The sequence below is a fragment of the Arcticibacter sp. genome, from assembly GCF_053551015.1.
Genome location: NZ_JBMQOB010000022.1, coordinates 219,724 through 237,760, shown reverse-complemented (window position 1 = coordinate 237,760; position 18,037 = coordinate 219,724). Strand labels below are relative to the sequence as shown.

The following is an 18,037-nucleotide window of genomic DNA, read 5'->3' as shown; positions in this document are numbered from 1 at the left end:
GAATTGAAGGTAGCTCTAGTTGGTAATCCAAATACAGGTAAATCTACTCTATTTAATGTCTTAACGGGCCTCAATCAAAAAGTCGGCAATTTTCCTGGAGTTACTGTCGATAAAAAAACAGGTGTTTGCAAACTTCCTGATAATAGAGTTGCCCAAATTATTGACCTTCCGGGAACTTATAGCCTTTATCCGAAAAGCAAAGACGAAACGATTGTTTTCGAAGTTCTGGCGGATAAGCAGAATAGTTCCTTTCCCGACGTAGTAGTAGTTGTCGTTGATGGAACCAATCTTAAACGGAATCTGTTACTTTACACGCAGGTTGCCGATCTGAAGATACCTGTCATTATCGCTTTAAATATGATGGATCTGGCGACAAAGGAAGGGATAGATATCGATGTTGATGCTATGTCGGAAAGGCTTGGTGTCCAGATTATCCCAATCAGCGCAAGACAAGGTACAAATATCAATAAGTTGAAGGAGGCGATTGCTTTTACATCTCCTCAGCCACTGCAAAAGGATACCATCAACGTTTCTGAGCTGGCACCCGGTCTGATTGAGAAAATCAGGGAAGAATTGCTGGTGGATTCACCCTATGTCGCTCTTCAGATGGCGCATCAGCATGAAAACCTCCGTTTTCTTGCCGAGGATAAAAGCAATAGGATTGAAGACTTGGAAAAAGAGTTTTCATTCCATTCTGACACTTCGAAAGCGACAGAAACAATCGCACGATACAATTTTATTAATAAGGTTCTTGCAGATACCGTCACATCTGCGCCCAAGGCCGACAAGAAGTCTGCGAGCCATAGAATAGACCACATACTCACGCACAAAGTTTGGGGGTTCCTTATTTTTTTCCTTATTCTTTTCGTGATCTTTCAAGCCATATTTGCCTGGTCAGAGGTTCCAATGGCTCTCATAGAAGGTGCTTTCGTATGGTTAACAGGGCTTATACATGAACACCTCCCTGCGGGAGTCCTGACCGACCTGCTTAGCGATGGTATTATCGCAGGCTTGAGTGGTGTCCTGGTATTTATCCCTCAAATTGCCATTCTGTTTGCCTTTATATCCATACTTGAAGATACAGGATATATGGCGAGAGTTACCTTTATGATGGATAAGGTGATGCGTAAAGTAGGCTTGAATGGAAAGTCTGTAGTCCCAATGATAGGGAGTCTTGCATGTGCGGTGCCGTCTATTATGAGCACCCGAAATATTGAAAGCTGGAAAGACCGTATGATCACTATAATGGTTGTTCCGCTAATCAGTTGTTCTGCCCGACTGCCGGTTTATACCGTGTTGATTTCTCTGGTGGTTCCAGATACTATGGTTGCAGGATTCCTAAATATGCAGGGCATTGCGCTAATGGGAATGTACTTAATCAGCGTCGTTGCTGCTATTCTCGCGGCCCTCGCTTTCAAGTATATTTTAAAAGCTAAAGAGAAAGGCTATTTCATCATGGAACTGCCTGTATATAGGATGCCTCGCTGGGACAATGTTCTATTGACGATGTATGAAAAGGTAAAGACCTTTGTTCTTGAAGCAGGTAAGGTCATAATTGCCATTTCTATCGTATTGTGGGCGCTTTCCAACTACGGTCCTCCCGGAAAACGTGCTGAGGTGGAGAGAAAGTACCAGTCCCAGGAAGTTGTGGGTCAGTACTCTCCTGAAGAGCTGGAACTGCATAAATCTTCAGAGCTTCTCGAATCTTCTTATGCTGGAGTGGTTGGCAAGTTCATAGAGCCCGCTATTGTACCCTTAGGTTATGACTGGAAGATCGGTATTGCACTAATCACATCTTTTGCCGCGAGAGAGGTTTTTGTGGGTACGATGGCAACGATTTACAGCGTTAGCGATGATGAAGCTCATATATCGTCAGTAACAGATAAAATGCGAAATGCTATAAATCCTAATACAGGCTTGCCTGTATTTACATTCGCATCATCTTTTTCTCTCATGATTTTTTACGCTTTTGCGATGCAGTGCATCAGTACAATCGCCATTGTATATCGGGAGACGAAGTCATGGAAGTGGCCTGCTATTCAGTTTACCTATATGACCCTGTTGGCTTATTTCGCCAGTTTACTCGTTTATAACGTTTTAAAATAACGGCGTGAACAGAACGCATACATTGTCCAAGTACCTTCCAGAGCAAGCAGTTCCGCTCATTGACAGGTGGATAGACTACTATAGGTGTGATTTTAAAGTTGCGCGAAAGCGCGCTACGAAGCTGGGGGATTATAGAGCCCGACATAAAGGATTCAATCATAGAATATCGGTGAACGGCGATTTGAACCCTTATGGTTTTTTAATTACTACTGTTCATGAATTCGCACACCTGCTGACCTGGAACGAGCATAAGGGTAAGGTTAAGCCACATGGTCAGGAGTGGAAGATGAACTTTAGAAAAATGATGGAACCGTTTCTCGAAATGAAGATTTTTCCAGATGATCTCGAAGTGGAAATCAGCAATTATCTTCGCAATCCAGCAGCATCCAGCTGTACGGATGTAAACCTTTTTAGGGCGATACAAGCTTATAATATAAAAGAACCTAATACTGCGGAAACACTGCTGATTGAGAATATACCCACTGAAACCTTATTTACCATCCGAGGTGGCAGAAAGTTCAAGAAACTTGAAAAGCTGCGTAAACGCTATAAGTGTGTAGAGCTCACCACAGGACGTCTTTACCTGTTTCATCCGATGGCGGAGATCTTTGTAGCCGGTTGATCATTTTTTAATCTTTCCCTTTAGATAATAAGCTTCCCCATCTTTAACTTTCCATTCTATATCAAGAGATGATCGTTTGTATTTTTCAGTGTTTGAAACCAGCTCACGTATAAGGTCATCCTCAATATCCACCCTGATTTCGGATCTGTAAGATTGGGGTTCATCCCTGCTTAAGATGATATATCTTGCTTTTGGATACTCCGTTATTCCCTCAAATGTCAGATCAAATTCGCCTTTTCTGGCGATGGCGTTTTCCAGAGAAGCAAGCACTTCATTAACCTTACGCTTAGTGCCTTCCACTTTCGCATATTTTGCGGCGTTGAACTCGGCTGCATTGTCTGCCTGCCTGGCTTCAGCATGAAATAGCACGTTGCTTCTGTAATATTTTCTGACAGATCTGTAACGCGGGGTTTTAAAAGAGCTGAAAATAACTTCTTTAAACAGCAGTAGCTGTGTGTCATTGACATAGTAACTCCTTTCGAGGGAACCAGCTTCTCCCTCGTCACTACGTTCTACGTAAAGAACAGGCTTGCCGTTGCTGGAGTACTTCGTTACATAGAAGGAGTACGCTTCCTTTTTAAAAATCAGACTTTCTCTTTTTTCGTATTCCGAAAGATTAAGATCTATTGAATCTGCATAGTTGTTAATGCTGTTCTCATCGACGAACTCGCGATTTCCAGATCCCATAGTTGCCTGCGGGTGCTTGTTTTTTACATCTCCATTATTGCAGGAGATAATTGTCCCTGCCACAATGATACAAAGCAGGGTGATAAGATATCTACTATTTCGATGAAGACATATATGCATATGTAGTTTAACAAACATTCCGGTAAAGCGTTTAAAATATTCCCGTTTAAGCGATTGTACGCAAATGTTTGTTCATATTAGGGATTCAATAGTTTCAAGCCACCTCAAAAACTTGTAAGTTTGAACTTTAAAAAATAGTAAATGAAGCGAATCTATATCACAATCCTTGTTGCTCTGTTGTTCGGGGCTGCCCAGGCTCAGGAGTACTACCTTCGACCTCAGACATTTGCTTTGAAGGGGAAAGAAAAACTTGATATCGAGGTATACAGGGGAAATAAGTTTGATAGCACAGAAGATCGTAAGGTAGAAAATGCACGAATTAAGAGCGCGAACTATTACCAGGGGTCAAAACCAGAGAGCCTCATTGATAGTGCAGGTGTGGTGAAGTCATCCCTGTCTGTTCCTTATAAAAGTTCTGGATTGTACTTAACTTCAGTCGAACTATTTAATAGCGTTGAACAAAAGTCCAGAACATCACTAAACAACCAGTTTTCTGAAGAGGGTTTTGCAGAGGTTGCAGATAAAGCTGGAATGAAGCAGCTGTTCTCTGTGAATAATCATTATTCACTCAAGACGCTGACGTTAGCAGAAAAAGCCTCGGGCAACGCCTATGAAGCCAAGACAGACAGTGAATTTGAAATAGTTCTTCTTCAGAACCCTTACAAGATGAAATACGGTGAGGATATTATCGTTCAGGTACTGTCGAAGGGTGAGCCTGTAAAGAAGGCTTATGTCTCAGTCACAACAAAGGCGCTTACCGGGAGCCTATTTGCATCTTCTCAGGTGACAGATGATGATGGGAAGGCATACATAAAGCTTAACCGCGCAGGTGAGTGGTTGATAAAGGCGATAAACATTGTGCCGGCAGAAAAGTCAGCCGATTTCGATAGATGGTTCTCATCTTATAGCTTTAGCTTCTTAAATAATAATAAATAGATATGGTTAGAAAGACTCTCATGATGGCAGCAGTAGCTGCCGTAGGAGCCTTAGGTTCTTGTAAAAGTAAAAAGGCAATCGTTTCAACTCCAACGAGTAGCCAGACGCAAACAACAGATGACACTGAATACGATGCATACCGGAATAAACTTCCAGGAACGCAGGTGGATAGAGTACAAAGCGGCGTTAAAGTCACATTTGCATCAGAAATTCTTTTCCCAACGAACTCCTCCTACCTTACCGAGCCAGCTAAAGAAAAGCTCAAAAAATTAGTTGAAGTCATAAAAGAAAAAGGATCAGCAAAACTGTTGATAGAAGGGCATACTGATAAAACAGGTACTCCTGAATATAATAAATGGCTGTCTGAAAAGAGGGCGGTATCGGTTAAGGCCTACGCAGTGAGCATGGGCTTGTCTGAAGAATCTGTTTCTACTACCGGCTTAGGTGATACGAAGCCAGTAGCGGTAAATAGCACGCCTGAAGGTCGGGCGAAGAACAGACGCGTTGAAATAACTATTTCTCAGGCGAAATAGCAGAAGACTAACCGCCAATGATCTTCAAGATCATTCCCGTTCTTATAGAAGAAGAGTTTTCTAGTTTGTTAATGACTTTAATCTCTTCTTCTGTAGCTCCTTTAAACTGCTCCGCAATTGATGAAAGTGTGTCTCCAGGCTGAACCCGGTACTTGATCACCTGATCTTTGACCTGAGTATATCCTGTGCGCCTGATACTACCACCTGCATTCTTATAAAAGAGCGCATTGGCAGCCTGCAGCCTGGAATTGGAAACAGGAACTCCTTTAATAACGTCATTTACCAGTTCCATATATGGGCTTCTGTTAGCTGGTAAAATTAAGGTCCTGGGACTTCCACTGGCTCCTGGTATTGAACCTTGCAGATATGCTGGGTTTAGACGTGCAATCTCTTGCGGACTGATGTTACTTACTGCAGCAATTGAGCTGAAGGATACGGTTGTATCTACCACAATGTTCCGTGTTTCGATAGGTAAATCAGTTCCTGATGGTACAATATTATACTTCCAGTACTGATTCATCATATACGCCGTGGCAATAAAGGCCGGAACATAGTTTTGAGTTTCCACAGGAAGATATGGTCTTATCGACCAATAATCCGTCTTGCCACCCGCTTTTTCCATAGCCCACCTGATATTATTTCGTCCGCAGTTGTAAGATGCAATGGCAAGCAGCCAGTCATCGTACATATAATATGATTCGAGGAGGTGTGATGCTGCCGCATTGGCCGCAAGATATGGATCCTTACGCTCGTCTACACGATCGTTGATCTCCAGTCCGTAAAGTTTTCCCACTTCATTCAGGAATTGCCAGGGACCTGTAGCTCCCATGTGCGACACTGCCTGCGGGTTCAGTGAAGACTCAATTACGGATATATATTTTAATTCTTGCGGAACGTTTCGATTCTCAAAAACCTTCTCGTATATCGGGAAATAATACTTAGAGAGGCCAAGCATCTGGGAAAATCGACCTTGCTGATTCTTTATATAAGTTTCAATGAACCGCTGTACAGTTTCATTATAAGTTAGCGGAACTCTGTTTTGAATAGATTCCAGGGCCCGCTTATAGACAAGGGAGTCATCAGACACATTCATTTGGATAAAATCAACTGAAGTGTACTTTGGACTACTTAGAGCACGATCAACACCAGCCAGCAACATCAACGCTATAAACACATTTCTTCTCTTCATCATTCTCTTTTATAGGCGTGAACCTGGGCAAGGTTAATTGGCCAGGTTCATATCCATAACGTATTTGGAAAAGGCTAAAAGCTCCGTTTCACCAAAGCGTTTGCCTATTAATTGCATACCCAAAGGAAGTCCTTCTGAGTTATTTCTTACAGGTAGGGATATAGCCGGGATGCCCGCCAGCGAGGCCTGCACCGTAAAAATATCAGCTAAATACATCACTACAGGATCGTCAGTTTTTTCTCCCAAACCAAATGCCGGACCGGGAGACGTTGGCAATAATATGAAGTCGTGGTCACGAAGTATCTCCTCCGTCTTCTCTCTGATCAGACGCCTTACACGTTGTGCTTTTCCGTAAAAAGAGGCATAATGACCTGCACTCAATACAAAAGTACCTAACATTATTCTTCGTTTTACTTCGGTTCCGAATCCTTCAGACCGCGACTTTTTATAAGTCGACTCAAGGTCAACTGCATTAGGGCTTCGGAAACCGTAATGAACACCGTCATAGCGTGCCAGATTGGAAGAAGACTCTGCAGTAGTCAATATATAATATGTTGGAACTACGTAGTCGAGATAAGGGAAAGATATAGGCTCCACAGCGTGACCTTCGTCTTGAAGTTTCTTAATCATGGCCTCAGTTAATGCCTTGACCTCAGGATCCAAGCCTTCAGAATGTAATGTCTCGGGGAGGTAGGCGATCCTCTTCTTACCTGTAAAAGATAGTTGCTGACTGTACTTCGGCACCGGCAGGGTAGACGATGTGCTATCAAAGTTATCATGTCCCGCGATAATCTCCAGTATCAAAGCGGCGTCTTCTACCGAATGCGTCAACGGACCTACCTGGTCAAAAGATGATGCATATGCTACAATCCCATGCCTCGAAACACGCCCGTAAGTAGGTTTCAATCCCACTATGCCACAAAAAGATGCAGGTTGCCTTACAGATCCTCCTGTATCAGTTCCAAGGGCTGCCATGCAGAGACCTGCCTGAACAGCCACAGCAGAGCCGCCCGAAGATCCGCCAGACACCTTTGTGTTGTCAGCATAATTCTTTACATGCCCAAAGTAGGAGTTCTCGTTCGAACCTCCCATTGCAAATTCGTCGCAATTCAGACGTCCGATAATAATAGCATCTTCAGCAATCAGGCGCTCAACCACAGTAGCCGAAAAGATGGAAACATAGTTTTCCAGCATTTTAGACCCGGCAGAAACGCCATGATCCTTAAAGCAGATCAAATCTTTGATCCCTATCACCATTCCGGCAAGCTTACCAGCTGTTCCGTTTACTATTTTTTCATTTATCGCAGGAGCAAGTTTGCGTACTTCATCCGGGTATACCTCAATGAAGGCGTTCAGGTGAGACTCTGCCTCAATCCGATCTAGATAGTAATCTACTACTGTTGATAAAGTGAATTCGCCCTTTTTGATCTTTTCATGCAAGATTTGCAAGGAAATATACGGTTCCATTTCGTGAAGGTACATAATTCTGCTAAATCGAAAAACCCCATATCAGGCAATTATGCCGAATATGGGGTAAAGTAATAAAAAGTTTATCGTGTTAAAGACTAGTAGGTCTTCGTGTCGTTGTGGTTAACCGAATCTGAGTCGCCATCTTTAGCATCCTTGAATTCTTTAACACCTTTTCCTAATCCGCGCATAAGCTCCGGGATTTTCTTACCGCCAAAAAGAAGTAGAATAGCAACCACAATTAAGATAATTTCTGGTGCACCTAGTCCGACTAATAATATTGTATTAAACATATTATGATTTTATATGTGGTTTTCCTGTTTGTTGTTCGTTGAATTGTCGGCCTGCTTTCTACTTTCCAGATCAACATTTAAATCATCATTGATGGAGTTGATATTCCGGTGTATCTCACGTTTTACTCCATCAGAGGCATCCTTAAATTCGCGCATACCTTTACCGAGTCCCCTTGCCAGTTCGGGCAATTTCTTGCCTCCAAACAATAGAAGTACCGCGAACAAGATCAGCATCAGCTCAGGCGTACCCATGTTAAGGAATAACAATATAGTATTTAACATCTTAGACTGTTTTAATGGTACAAATATAGAATAAAAATAAACGCTGTCTGCTATTATTTATTGTCGCAATTATCGGGCGAGCCACCCCTCCGGATTCATCGGAGTTGTACCCTTCCATATTTCGAGGTGAACTTCTGTACCTCCGTCTATCGGGTCTGTTGCCACGGATCCTATAGATTGCTTTACTGAAACCTTCTGTCCCTTGGAAACATTCACGGTACGTAAATTGGTGTATACGGTGAAGTATTCACCATGTCGGATAATCACCCCCTGAGAGCCGCTCACACTGATGACACTGCTTACTGTACCAGCGAAAATTGCCCGAACTGTTGCACCCTCATTCGTTTGGATGTTCACTCCGTTGTTTTCAGTAGAGACATTCCCGATAGAGTGTCTACCGAAGCGTTCTACAATGGTTCCATTAGCTACCGGCCATGGAAGGCTGCCACGGTTTCCGGTAAAGTCAGAGGTCATTTTCGCCGATTCTGGCGTAGCTGAGAGGACCTTCGTTCCCGACGCTACAGGTTTTGCTTCTGCATCGTCACCCTTGGCTGCCGCTGCCCGCGCCGCCGCCGCCGCTGCTGCGGCAGCTCTTTTACGTTCAGCCTCGATCTCCCGGCTAATAGCATTCTGAATAGCTCTGTTTAGTCTTGCAGACTCCCTTTGCTTTTGCGTAAGTTCTTTGCGGAGTTCTTTCTCCTGCTTGCTGAGCTTACTCAACTGTACAGACTGATTGCTTTTTTCTTTACCCAGGGTAACTTTTTCTTTTTCCTGATCCTGAAGTAAAGTGCTCTTTTCTTTTTTATTGTAATCCAGCTGCTGGATCTTATGTCCCAGCTCCCGCTGCGTATCCTGAATATATCTGGCCTGTTTACGTCTGTAATCTCCAAATTGCTGCAAATATTTTAGCCGCTTATAAGCCTGGTTGAAGTCGCTCGAAGCGAAAATAAACATCAGCTTGCTATACGAGCTTTGATTTCTGAACGCAAACAGAATCATGGCAGCATACTCTTTTTTTAGCTTTACCAGCTGGCTCTGTAGCGATCGAACATTGTTGGTGTTTTCTGAAATCTGGTTGTCAAGTAGCCTTACTTCGGAGTTTATCGTGCTTATCTTGGCCTCCCGCAATCTGATCTGGGCATTCAGCGCATTGATCTGCTTAAGAGACAGTCGCTTATTGTTAACCACATTACTCTGAGATTTCCTCAGCATCTCTATTTCCCGGGTAAGCGCTTCTTTACGGCGCTTTAACTCAGCGCTGCTTTGCGCGAATGCAGAACCAGTAACAAAGAAGAATGCAAATACTAAAAACAACCGGGTAAGACTCATGAGCGCAAATCTATCTAATTAATCCTTTACTGTAAACCTTTTAGGAACACTGAATGGAAAATCAACTGGTTCATTTACAGAAACACTGGAGTACTTGATGTCTATACGGACATTTTTATTGCCCGCATTAGACAACATACTGACTGCGTAAGGTAGATTGCGTCCGTTGAGAGCCTGGAAATTGCTATAAAGAGCCGTAAGTTGCTGGTCCTTTGAATCTCGCAGCTTGTTCTCGGTTAATTTGTAAATGTCATTGAAAACCAGCTCATACATAAGCCCGTTAATAGCAGTCTTGACCGCTGTTTCCGAACCAGTAACATGTATTTCAGAGGCCTCCGTAACGGCTCCTTGTGTGGCATTCCCTACAAGAAGGTTTTGCAGAATGTTGAAGTCAATGGCACGGCTTGAATATTGAGATATAAAATTAAAGGGCTTAGCGAGGTACTCTCCCTGCAATCGGTTGTGGACCTTGATGCTATCGGGAGTAATCATGACCCTTGCAACTTCAATTCCTGCAATAGCCGTGATCGACATCCATATAACTTCCTTATTCCGCATCCGCAGGTTCAGACTCGCTCCGTTTGACTGGTTGTTAAACTTGAAGTCAATCTTCGCCTTAGCGGAAAGGGTCTTAAAATTGAATGCATTTTCTGTGATCGCCTTTATCGACGCCGTCTTGCTGTTTACAACAGACGGGACAGAGGCAACCGGAGGGGCTACCTCTTTCTTCGCTCTGCACGCAAAGCAAAAGGTCAGTAAGCATAGAAATACAACCTTACTCAACGTATCTTTTCTCATTTATCTTTTTATCTAACGTGTCCGATTTAACGCCCTGAGCTTTTGCCTTCATCCAATACTCCAAAGCAAGATCAGTCTCCTGAAGATGAAAAAGAATGTCGCCAAAATGCTCCAGCTGAACGCCGCTCTTCTCGTTGTTCTTAATGGCCTTTTCCATCCAGAGTCTCGCATCCTGATATTTCTCCTGTTGGAACAATACCCATGCATAAGTATCCTGAAAAGAAGCGTTTTCTGGGTCCAGCTCATTCGCCTGGCGGGACATTTCGGCAGCTTTTTCAAGGCGTTCTTTTCTTAACGACAAATAGTAAGCATAATTGTTCAACGCATAGGCGTTGATCGGATCCAGAGTCAGAGCTCTGTCAAAGGCAGCATCAGCTTCCTTATATCGCTTCAGTGAGTTCAGCGAATTTGCAAGGCTTGCCTGTACTTGAGATTGGTACACGGCATTTTGTGTGCTAAGTGCAGCCGCTTGCAGCAGGTAGTCTATTGCTTTGTCATGGTTTTCCAGTTGCGCAGCTGCAACTCCAGTAAAGAAATAAAGGAAAGATCGGTCACTGAAAAGGGAAATCGCCTTCTCTCCATCGTTAATAACGGCCTGGAAGTCTCCCAGAGAAGTTTCAATCTCAAGAAGTTGCTCCCAAAGGCGCACTTCCTTCTCATTCAATGAAAGTGCATGCTTGTATGCCTCTTTTGCTCCTTTCAGATCTTTTGCCTGAACAAGCAAGTCTCCGTAAATTGCGAAGGCTTTTGGTTCTTTGGAGTGTTTGCGTGTGGTTATAAGCGCGAGTTCCGTCGCCTCCGCCAGGGACTTTGGATCCTTCAGTTTAGGAAAGTAAGAAAGAATAATCTGCGCCTTAACTTCAAAAGTCAACACATCATCAGAGACTACCTTTTTAAGCTCTCTGTACGCGTCTTCATTTTTACCTTCTGACCGATAAACATCCGCCATCAAAAGTATTACGTAGGGATTTTTAGGCTCAACCTTGTTGGCTTCTTTAAGTCGGCTAAGTGCTTTGTCCTTCGCACCCGTCTTTAGGTAAAGCTCGCTCAAGGCGAGATAGTTTCTTGTGTCCCTTGGGTTTTTGCTGATTTGCTCTTCGAGCACAGAAATAGATTTTTCCGGATCCGGATCGTTTACCAGAATGCGTTGTTTCAGCATCTCCAGTTCTGCCGAAGTTCCAAATACTGAATCAATCCGTGCATAAATAGGTTCCGCCTCTTTCGACCTCCCCAGGATAATCAGGGCATTTGCTTTACTATATAGATGTTCATCAACGTTAGGCTCAAGCGCAATGAGCCGGTCATATAGATCCGGGAGCTTATCCAGCTTTTGGTTCTGTTTATAGATGTCAGAAAGTAACAGCAAATACCACTTGTTCTTCGGATTCGCCTGAGTCGCTTTAGCGGCAAACTGTTCAGCCAGGTCGATTTGCTGCTTAATCCGATAGATATTGCTCAATTCGTAAAACGCGGCAGCATTTGCAGTATCAAGCTCGATAGTTCGTTTGAAGTAACCTTCAGCTTCCTCTATTCTGCCCGCTGTTTTTTCCCTGAGCCCTGAAAAAAAACTGTTTCTTACGCCTGCGCTTTCTGCGCCGCTACCACGATCCTTGCTGTTTTTCTCCTGAGAAATTAGCGAGGTGGCAAGGCAACACAACCCCAATGCAATAAGAAACGTTTTCTTCAACATGTATTTATATTCCAGTATGACCGTAGCCTCCAGTGCCCCGGCTTGTTTCGTTTAAACTTTCTGCAGACTCCCATAATACCTGTTCATGCTTCGCGATGATCATCTGTGCAATCCTGTCGCCACTCTGAATCTGGAAATCAGTATCCGACAGATTGATCAGCAAGATCTTAATTTCCCCGCGGTAATCGGCATCTATTGTTCCCGGGGAGTTCAATACCGTAATGCCATGCTTTAGCGCCAGTCCGCTCCGCGGTCTTATTTGTGCTTCGTAACCTTGTGGGAGTTCTATAAATAAGCCACTCGGGATAAGTGCACGTTGCAGAGGCTTCAGAGTAATATCTTCAGTAATATATGCCCGTATATCCATACCGGCTGAAAGCGCTGTCTCGTAAGCCGGCAGCGCATTATTGGAATTGTTGATTACTTTAACGTTCATGTTCATTATGTAGTATGGATTAAATTTTCCCTGATAGTATCTTCTGTAAGTCCTTCCTTTCCACGTAGATTGCCGACAGCGCAAATAAAACAAATAAGATATTACCCGCAATCAAGTTTTTGTCGAAGAATTGATATGATATGGTCACGATCACAGCTGCCGATAACAGATAAGCAACAGCCTTGCCTACATGATAGGGAATCGGATAATGCTTCTGTCCCAGTAGATAAGATAAGACCATCATCGTAGAATAAGCCGCAAATGAAATCCATGCAGAGGCCACATAGCTGTATTTCGGGATAAATACAATGTTCAGGATGATTGTCATCAGCGCGCCAACACCCGAAATGTAAAGTCCATATCGTGTCTGGTCCGATAATTTGTACCAGATGGAAAGATTCATGTAGATCCCTAAACTCACGTATCCGAATAACAGAATCGGAACGATCTTTAAGCCAGACCAGTAAAGCTCGCGTTGTATGGGGTCTTTAGCACTGATAAAATGTTTAAGGATCTCCATGTTGGCTGCAATACCAACAAAAATGAGAGAAATTGCAATAACGAAATAGTTCATTATCGTGGCATAGGTCTCTCCTGAATTTTTATTCTTAGCATGGCTGAAGAAGAAAGGTTCAGCGCCCAAGCGGAAAGCCTGAATGAAAATGCTGAGGAAAATGGCAAGCTTGGCACACGCTCCGTAGATGCCTGCGTCCTGCTCTGCTATGCTCTCGGGGAGTAATTCCTTTAGGAAGATCTTGTCGGAGTTCTCGTTTATGATAAACGAGAGGTTTGCTATCAGGATAGGGAAGCTGTAGTTCAGCATATCAAGGAGCAAAGGGCGGTCCATTTTGAATCGAACTTTCATCAGCTCCGGAATCAGGAGAACGAGTGTCACACCACTTGCTACCAGGTTGGAGATGAATACATACCCCAGCCATCCTGGTCTGTACCACTCCCGGAAGTAATCTGCAAACATCAGGTTCTTCTCTATGATCGCCGGGACGGCTAGCAGCATAAATAGATTGAAGCCAACGAAACTCGCGATGTTAGCTATTTTGATAATGCCGAATTTCAACGGCCTGCCCTCAGCCCTCAATCTCGAAAACGGAATTACCGCTAAGGCATCTACTGCCAGTATAAGAATGAAAAGCTTCACGTACTGAGCATAGTCAGCAAGACTCGTGGTCTGATCCGTGACCATCCAGGCGGCGATACTCTCCGAAAATAGAAATGCAGTCAGAATGAATAGCCCTGCAAGCATCATAACAACGATAAAGGCGTTGTTATACACTTTCTCCTTGTCGGTTCCGCTTTTATTCAGGTATCTGAAAAATGTCGTTTCCATCCCAAATGCCAGCATGGCATTCAGTATAGAGGCCCAGCTGTACAACACGGTAAAAACCCCGTAGGTCCTGGCCGGATATAGACTTACATATAATGGTGTAAGAAGAAACCCAAGTACGCGGGATATAACGGTACTTAGCCCATAGATAGCAGTCTGTCCTGCAAATTTCTTGATGTTTGACAAGCGCGTCTGTAGATTAAATCCGATGCTTTTTTACTATCTCAAAGTTAAGATAGTTCTTTATTTCTCCCTCCGAGACATCAACTTTTTCAACCACGGCTGTGTCCGGTCCCTCTTTACACCAATCTACCAGGTAATTGATTGAGAATTGATCACCTTCAGCCTCTATGTAAACAGATCCGTCCACTTGGTTTCTCACGAAGCCTTTTATAGACAATTGATCAGCAATTGCCTTTGTTGCTGCTCTAAAAGAGACACCCTGAACCTTGCCGTATACGGTGATTATAAAATGTTTCATCTGCAAACTTAGGGAATTGCTTCAAAATCTGCGCAGATAAATTAAGCGAGTTTGGTCACCGACGACTCCCTGGTAAGCTTCAGCCCATCCATATGCGTAATGAGGTTCAATCCTGGTTTCTTGCCAACTTCTAAACTTCCCAGATCCTCGTCCATGTCCAGAAATCTGGCTCCGTTAAGGGTTGCCCACTTCAGGGTATCTTCAAGCCGAAGGGAGGGAAAGTGGGTGTGTAGTGTCTTCAATTCTGAAAGGATACAAAGCGTGTCGTTCGAGGCGAGGCTATCTGTGCCAAGCGTAATGGCAAGGTCGTTCTGGCAGAACAGTTCAACCTTTGGTAATCTGTTTTCTATATACAGATTAGCCTTCGGACAGAAACACCAGTATATGTCTCTGCCGGAACGTTTCGTAAAGTAGATATCCTTTAAACTGGTATATGTATTATGAACCAACAGGATCTTTTGTTTCTTTCCAAGATGTGAGAAGATGGATTGAACAGAACTTCTTGCCTGGGCTTTGAAAAAGTCCGTATCGATGTGCATGTCTTTGTAGAAGTCCAGAAAGAGCCCGGTCTTATATCTGAATAGCGTATTTTCCTCTTCGCTTTCCTGATTGTGGATCGACATCAGACTTTCGGAATTACCACATTCCCTGCTGATATATCGAAGCAGCTCCTTGGAGATGGAATAAGGTGCATGGGGTACTATCGAGGCTTTTAAAGGCGCAAAGTCTTCCTTAAGCTGGCAAGTCGAGTCAAAGATCTGTTTTGCTCTGTCCGGGTCGAACCCCAGAGTCTCTACAAACGTGTGATATTTAATGGAGCTATCCAGTTTTACCTGTCTGGAGTCAATGACGTTAGATATATCGCCAACGGCTACGATCCCGTTCTGAAACATTTCCTGATCTGCCACGCGCATTGCTTCAAGGTTATCTTCCTTCCTGCCACGACCTAATCTGATCACATCTTTGATAAATGGAATCAAACCGTTCCCGCGCTCGATCCTCCCTTTTAACCACGATAGTTCCAGATGACAATGGGTGTTTACAAAGCCCGGAACGATTATTCCGTCCAGACGCTTCACATTGGCTACCCCCATCTGCTTCGCATCGTATTCCGTGTAGAGGCCCTGAATTACATTTGCTTCATTTACTGCTATATAGCCATTTTTGATAGGAGATGAGGAAATAGGAATGATGTAATCTGCAGAGTAATAGGTATTCATATTTCAGTATAAACGTAAAATCTTGTGCTGATCAATGTGATGGCTACTACATTAGTACAAACAATTATAAGCAATTTATTGGCCAGGTTGTCGTTTTAAGAAAATTTCCTTTCAAAAAGTGTGCAATCCTTACCATATCATTACAGTGGTGCTCAGATTATTAAGTAACTTTGTTCTGTGAACGCGATTGTTGAAAAAAAAGAAATAAGAAATCTTTCTGTTGAGGATCTTAAGAAAGTTTTGGTTGCAGAGGGCGAGCCTGCCTTTCGTGCAAAACAGATTTCCGAATGGCTATGGATGAAGTCGGCACGTAGCTTTGATGAAATGACCAACCTGCCTAAAGCCCTGAGGGAGAAGTTGAAGGATATGTTCAGCCTGAACGCCGTCAATATTCATCAATCTCAGCATAGCTCCGATAAAACAATCAAAAATACGTTCAGGTTAGCCGACAATAATATCATAGAAGGGGTTCTTATCCCGACCCCCGAACGAATGACAGCATGTGTGAGTTCTCAGGTAGGATGTAGCCTTACCTGTAAGTTTTGCGCAACCGGTTATATGGAGCGTAAGAGGAATTTGGATGCTGGAGAAATTTACGATCAGGTAGTTCTTATCGATCAGCAGGCCAAGCTTAATTACGGTATTCCTCTTTCCAATATCGTTTATATGGGAATGGGCGAACCCTTGTTAAACTATGCTAACGTTCTGCGTTCCATTGATCGTTTAACGTCTCCCGATGGACTAAACATGTCTCCTAAGAGAATCACTGTGTCTACAGCGGGTATCGCTAAAATGATCAAAAAACTGGGGGATGATCAGGTTAAATTCAATCTTGCCCTCTCTCTTCACGCCGCGAACGATAAGAAGCGGAACGAGATCATGCCGATCAATGAACAGAACACGCTCAAAGCACTCGCCGAGGCACTCAAGTATTATTTCATTAAGACAAAGAACCCGGTAACCTACGAGTATATCCTGTTCGACAATTTTAACGACGGGCTTGAAGATGCTGCAGAGCTAGCCAAGTTTTGCAAACACCTGCCTTGTAAGGTAAACATCATCGAATATAATCCCATCTCCTTTGCTGCCTTTCAAAACGCTGAAGAAGACAAAACAGAGGCTTTTGCGAATTATCTAAGGAAGCAGGGAGTTATAACCAACATCCGGAGGAGCCGCGGAAAAGATATAGATGCCGCCTGCGGACAGCTGGCTATAAAAGAAAAATAGAAGCGAAGATGCTGGCAAAGGTTAAGAATTACGCTGAAGACTTTCTATCGCTATTCTTTCCTGAGCTTTGCTGCGCATGTGGCGATCATCTCGTGTCCAACGAGCATCTGCTCTGCACCTCTTGCCTTTATGATCTGCCTTATACCCACTTTCATCAACAGCCCCTTAATCCGGTTGCCAGGCAATTTTGGGGACGAATCCCTGTAGAGAGCGCCTTTGCCTACCTGTACTTTCATAAACATGGCAAGGTTCAGAACATTATTCACCATCTCAAATACAAGAACAAACCTCTGCTTGGTAATCTCCTGGGCGAGATGTGTGGCCGCGATATCAAAACCGGGATTACTGCTCCTTCGTTTGATCTGATTATCCCAGTTCCACTGCACCCTGACCGGCTTAAATCCAGAGGTTACAATCAGAGCCTTTGTATTGCTGAAGGCTTGTCTCAGGCTTTGAAGGTTCCATTAGACAACAAGACATTGTGCAGGTCGAAAGCAACGGAGACACAAACGCACAAAAGTCGTTTCCACCGTTTCGAGAATATGGTTGAGGTTTTTACCCTGATGAATGCCGAATCACTATCAGGTAGTCATGTCTTGCTTGTCGACGATGTGATTACAACAGGGGCAACTCTGGAAGCCTGTGCCATCGCTCTTTTGGAGAAGGCACCCGATCTCAAAATCAGTATAATGGCGGTAGCATATGCTGAATAAAAAAATAAAAAAATAAATGCAACCTTCTGAAACAGCTTGCGTAATAATACTCGAGAGCGTTAATTTAGATGAAAGAGTCGGACACTTCCATAGTTTCCGGCTTTTTCTATTTAAGCCCCCGGCGCATTGCTGCCACCGATCAAACTTCTGTTTGGGTGTAAGGGGTACTTAGGCTCTCTTCAATTTTTCGCTTCAGATCTTCCGGCACAAATGGTTTTAGTATATAGTCTGACATGCCTGATCTTCCTATTTCTGCAAGGTCCTTTTCTAATGTTGAAGCAGTCAGTGCGATGATCGGCAGGTCGCTGAACTTTCCTCCGTCATAGGCACGGATGATATTAGTAGCTTCGAATCCGTTCATAACAGGCATATAGATGTCCATCAGCACCAGATCATAATGATTAGAAATGATCAAATCAACAGCCATCTGGCCGTTTTCGGCAAGCTCGACTACAAATCCGCACTGTTGAAGTATTTTTTTAGCTACATATCTGTTTATCTCGTTGTCATCCACGACAAGGATAAGGACTTTTGAAAGGTCTTTTTCGTTTACTGGTGAGAGCATG

General features: G+C 43.5%; 19 protein-coding genes. 6 read left to right on the top strand and 13 right to left on the bottom strand.

The genetic code is table 11. From position 1 onward, the window contains the following. Window positions 1-3 precede the first annotated feature (3 nt). Complete coding sequence (feoB, locus tag ACO1NU_RS16310; RefSeq protein ID WP_448819557.1) at window positions 4-2,106, top strand: ferrous iron transport protein B; 2,103 nt, start codon at window positions 4-6, stop codon at window positions 2,104-2,106. A 4-nt stretch (window positions 2,107-2,110) separates the two neighbouring features. Beyond that, complete coding sequence (locus ACO1NU_RS16305) at window positions 2,111-2,728, top strand: SprT-like domain-containing protein (protein ID WP_448819556.1); 618 nt, start codon at window positions 2,111-2,113, stop codon at window positions 2,726-2,728. On the opposite strand, the gene ACO1NU_RS16300 is transcribed toward ACO1NU_RS16305, so the two are convergent. Further along, complete coding sequence (locus ACO1NU_RS16300) at window positions 2,729-3,478, bottom strand: hypothetical protein (protein WP_448819555.1); 750 nt, start codon at window positions 3,476-3,478, stop codon at window positions 2,729-2,731. Window positions 3,479-3,676: 198 nt separating this feature from the next. Here ACO1NU_RS16300 and ACO1NU_RS16295 point away from each other — a divergent pair, with 198 nt between their 5' ends. Beyond that, window positions 3,677-4,471: a DUF4198 domain-containing protein gene (locus ACO1NU_RS16295; RefSeq protein ID WP_448819554.1), complete on the top strand. Its 795-nt coding sequence runs from the start codon at window positions 3,677-3,679 to the stop codon at window positions 4,469-4,471. Between the two features lie 2 nt (window positions 4,472-4,473). Next, window positions 4,474-5,004, top strand: a complete 531-nt coding sequence (locus ACO1NU_RS16290; protein WP_448819553.1) for an OmpA family protein — start codon at window positions 4,474-4,476, stop codon at window positions 5,002-5,004. A gap of 7 nt (window positions 5,005-5,011) precedes the next feature. Here ACO1NU_RS16290 and ACO1NU_RS16285 read toward each other — a convergent pair whose 3' ends face one another. The 11 genes from ACO1NU_RS16285 to ACO1NU_RS16235 form a co-directional block, all read right to left on the bottom strand. Next, a complete protein-coding gene (locus tag ACO1NU_RS16285) occupies window positions 5,012-6,196 on the bottom strand; it encodes a transglycosylase SLT domain-containing protein (RefSeq protein ID WP_448819552.1) in 1,185 nt (394 codons plus the stop codon). Window positions 6,197-6,226: 30 nt separating this feature from the next. Further along, on the bottom strand, window positions 6,227-7,660 hold the full coding sequence (gene gatA, locus ACO1NU_RS16280; RefSeq protein WP_448819551.1) for an Asp-tRNA(Asn)/Glu-tRNA(Gln) amidotransferase subunit GatA: 1,434 nt from the start codon (window positions 7,658-7,660) through the stop codon (window positions 6,227-6,229). A 98-nt stretch (window positions 7,661-7,758) separates the two neighbouring features. After that, window positions 7,759-7,953, bottom strand: coding sequence for a Sec-independent protein translocase subunit TatA/TatB (locus ACO1NU_RS16275; RefSeq protein ID WP_448819550.1), 195 nt, complete (start codon window positions 7,951-7,953; stop codon window positions 7,759-7,761). 9 nt (window positions 7,954-7,962) lie between these two features. After that, window positions 7,963-8,235, bottom strand: coding sequence for a Sec-independent protein translocase subunit TatA/TatB (locus tag ACO1NU_RS16270; protein ID WP_448819549.1), 273 nt, complete (start codon window positions 8,233-8,235; stop codon window positions 7,963-7,965). A gap of 69 nt (window positions 8,236-8,304) precedes the next feature. Further along, entirely contained in the window at window positions 8,305-9,564 is a 1,260-nt protein-coding gene (locus ACO1NU_RS16265; RefSeq protein WP_448819548.1) for a murein hydrolase activator EnvC family protein, read from the bottom strand. Between the two features lie 18 nt (window positions 9,565-9,582). Further along, entirely contained in the window at window positions 9,583-10,362 is a 780-nt protein-coding gene (locus ACO1NU_RS16260; RefSeq protein ID WP_448819547.1) for a DUF4292 domain-containing protein, read from the bottom strand. Next, the gene (locus ACO1NU_RS16255; RefSeq protein WP_448819546.1) at window positions 10,340-12,052 is read right to left on the bottom strand and encodes a tetratricopeptide repeat protein; all 1,713 of its coding nucleotides are present in this window, start codon (window positions 12,050-12,052) and stop codon (window positions 10,340-10,342) included. Before ACO1NU_RS16255 ends, ACO1NU_RS16260 begins: the two co-directional genes overlap by 23 nt. A 4-nt stretch (window positions 12,053-12,056) precedes the next feature. Next, window positions 12,057-12,488, bottom strand: a complete 432-nt coding sequence (gene dut, locus ACO1NU_RS16250) for a dUTP diphosphatase (RefSeq protein ID WP_448819545.1) — start codon at window positions 12,486-12,488, stop codon at window positions 12,057-12,059. 19 nt (window positions 12,489-12,507) lie between these two features. Continuing rightward, window positions 12,508-14,016: an oligosaccharide flippase family protein gene (locus tag ACO1NU_RS16245; protein WP_448819544.1), complete on the bottom strand. Its 1,509-nt coding sequence runs from the start codon at window positions 14,014-14,016 to the stop codon at window positions 12,508-12,510. 13 nt (window positions 14,017-14,029) lie between these two features. Continuing rightward, on the bottom strand, window positions 14,030-14,311 hold the full coding sequence (locus tag ACO1NU_RS16240; RefSeq protein WP_448819543.1) for an acylphosphatase: 282 nt from the start codon (window positions 14,309-14,311) through the stop codon (window positions 14,030-14,032). A 41-nt stretch (window positions 14,312-14,352) separates the two neighbouring features. Further along, window positions 14,353-15,531: an amidohydrolase family protein gene (locus ACO1NU_RS16235; protein WP_448819542.1), complete on the bottom strand. Its 1,179-nt coding sequence runs from the start codon at window positions 15,529-15,531 to the stop codon at window positions 14,353-14,355. A gap of 177 nt (window positions 15,532-15,708) precedes the next feature. Between ACO1NU_RS16235 and rlmN the strand changes: the two genes are divergently transcribed. After that, window positions 15,709-16,758, top strand: a complete 1,050-nt coding sequence (gene rlmN / locus ACO1NU_RS16230; RefSeq protein ID WP_448819541.1) for a 23S rRNA (adenine(2503)-C(2))-methyltransferase RlmN — start codon at window positions 15,709-15,711, stop codon at window positions 16,756-16,758. An 8-nt stretch (window positions 16,759-16,766) separates the two neighbouring features. Beyond that, window positions 16,767-17,471: a ComF family protein gene (locus tag ACO1NU_RS16225; RefSeq protein ID WP_448819540.1), complete on the top strand. Its 705-nt coding sequence runs from the start codon at window positions 16,767-16,769 to the stop codon at window positions 17,469-17,471. 139 nt (window positions 17,472-17,610) lie between these two features. Here ACO1NU_RS16225 and ACO1NU_RS16220 read toward each other — a convergent pair whose 3' ends face one another. Beyond that, window positions 17,611-18,036, bottom strand: coding sequence for a response regulator (locus tag ACO1NU_RS16220; RefSeq protein ID WP_448819539.1), 426 nt, complete (start codon window positions 18,034-18,036; stop codon window positions 17,611-17,613). Between the last annotated feature and the right edge of the window lies 1 nt (window position 18,037).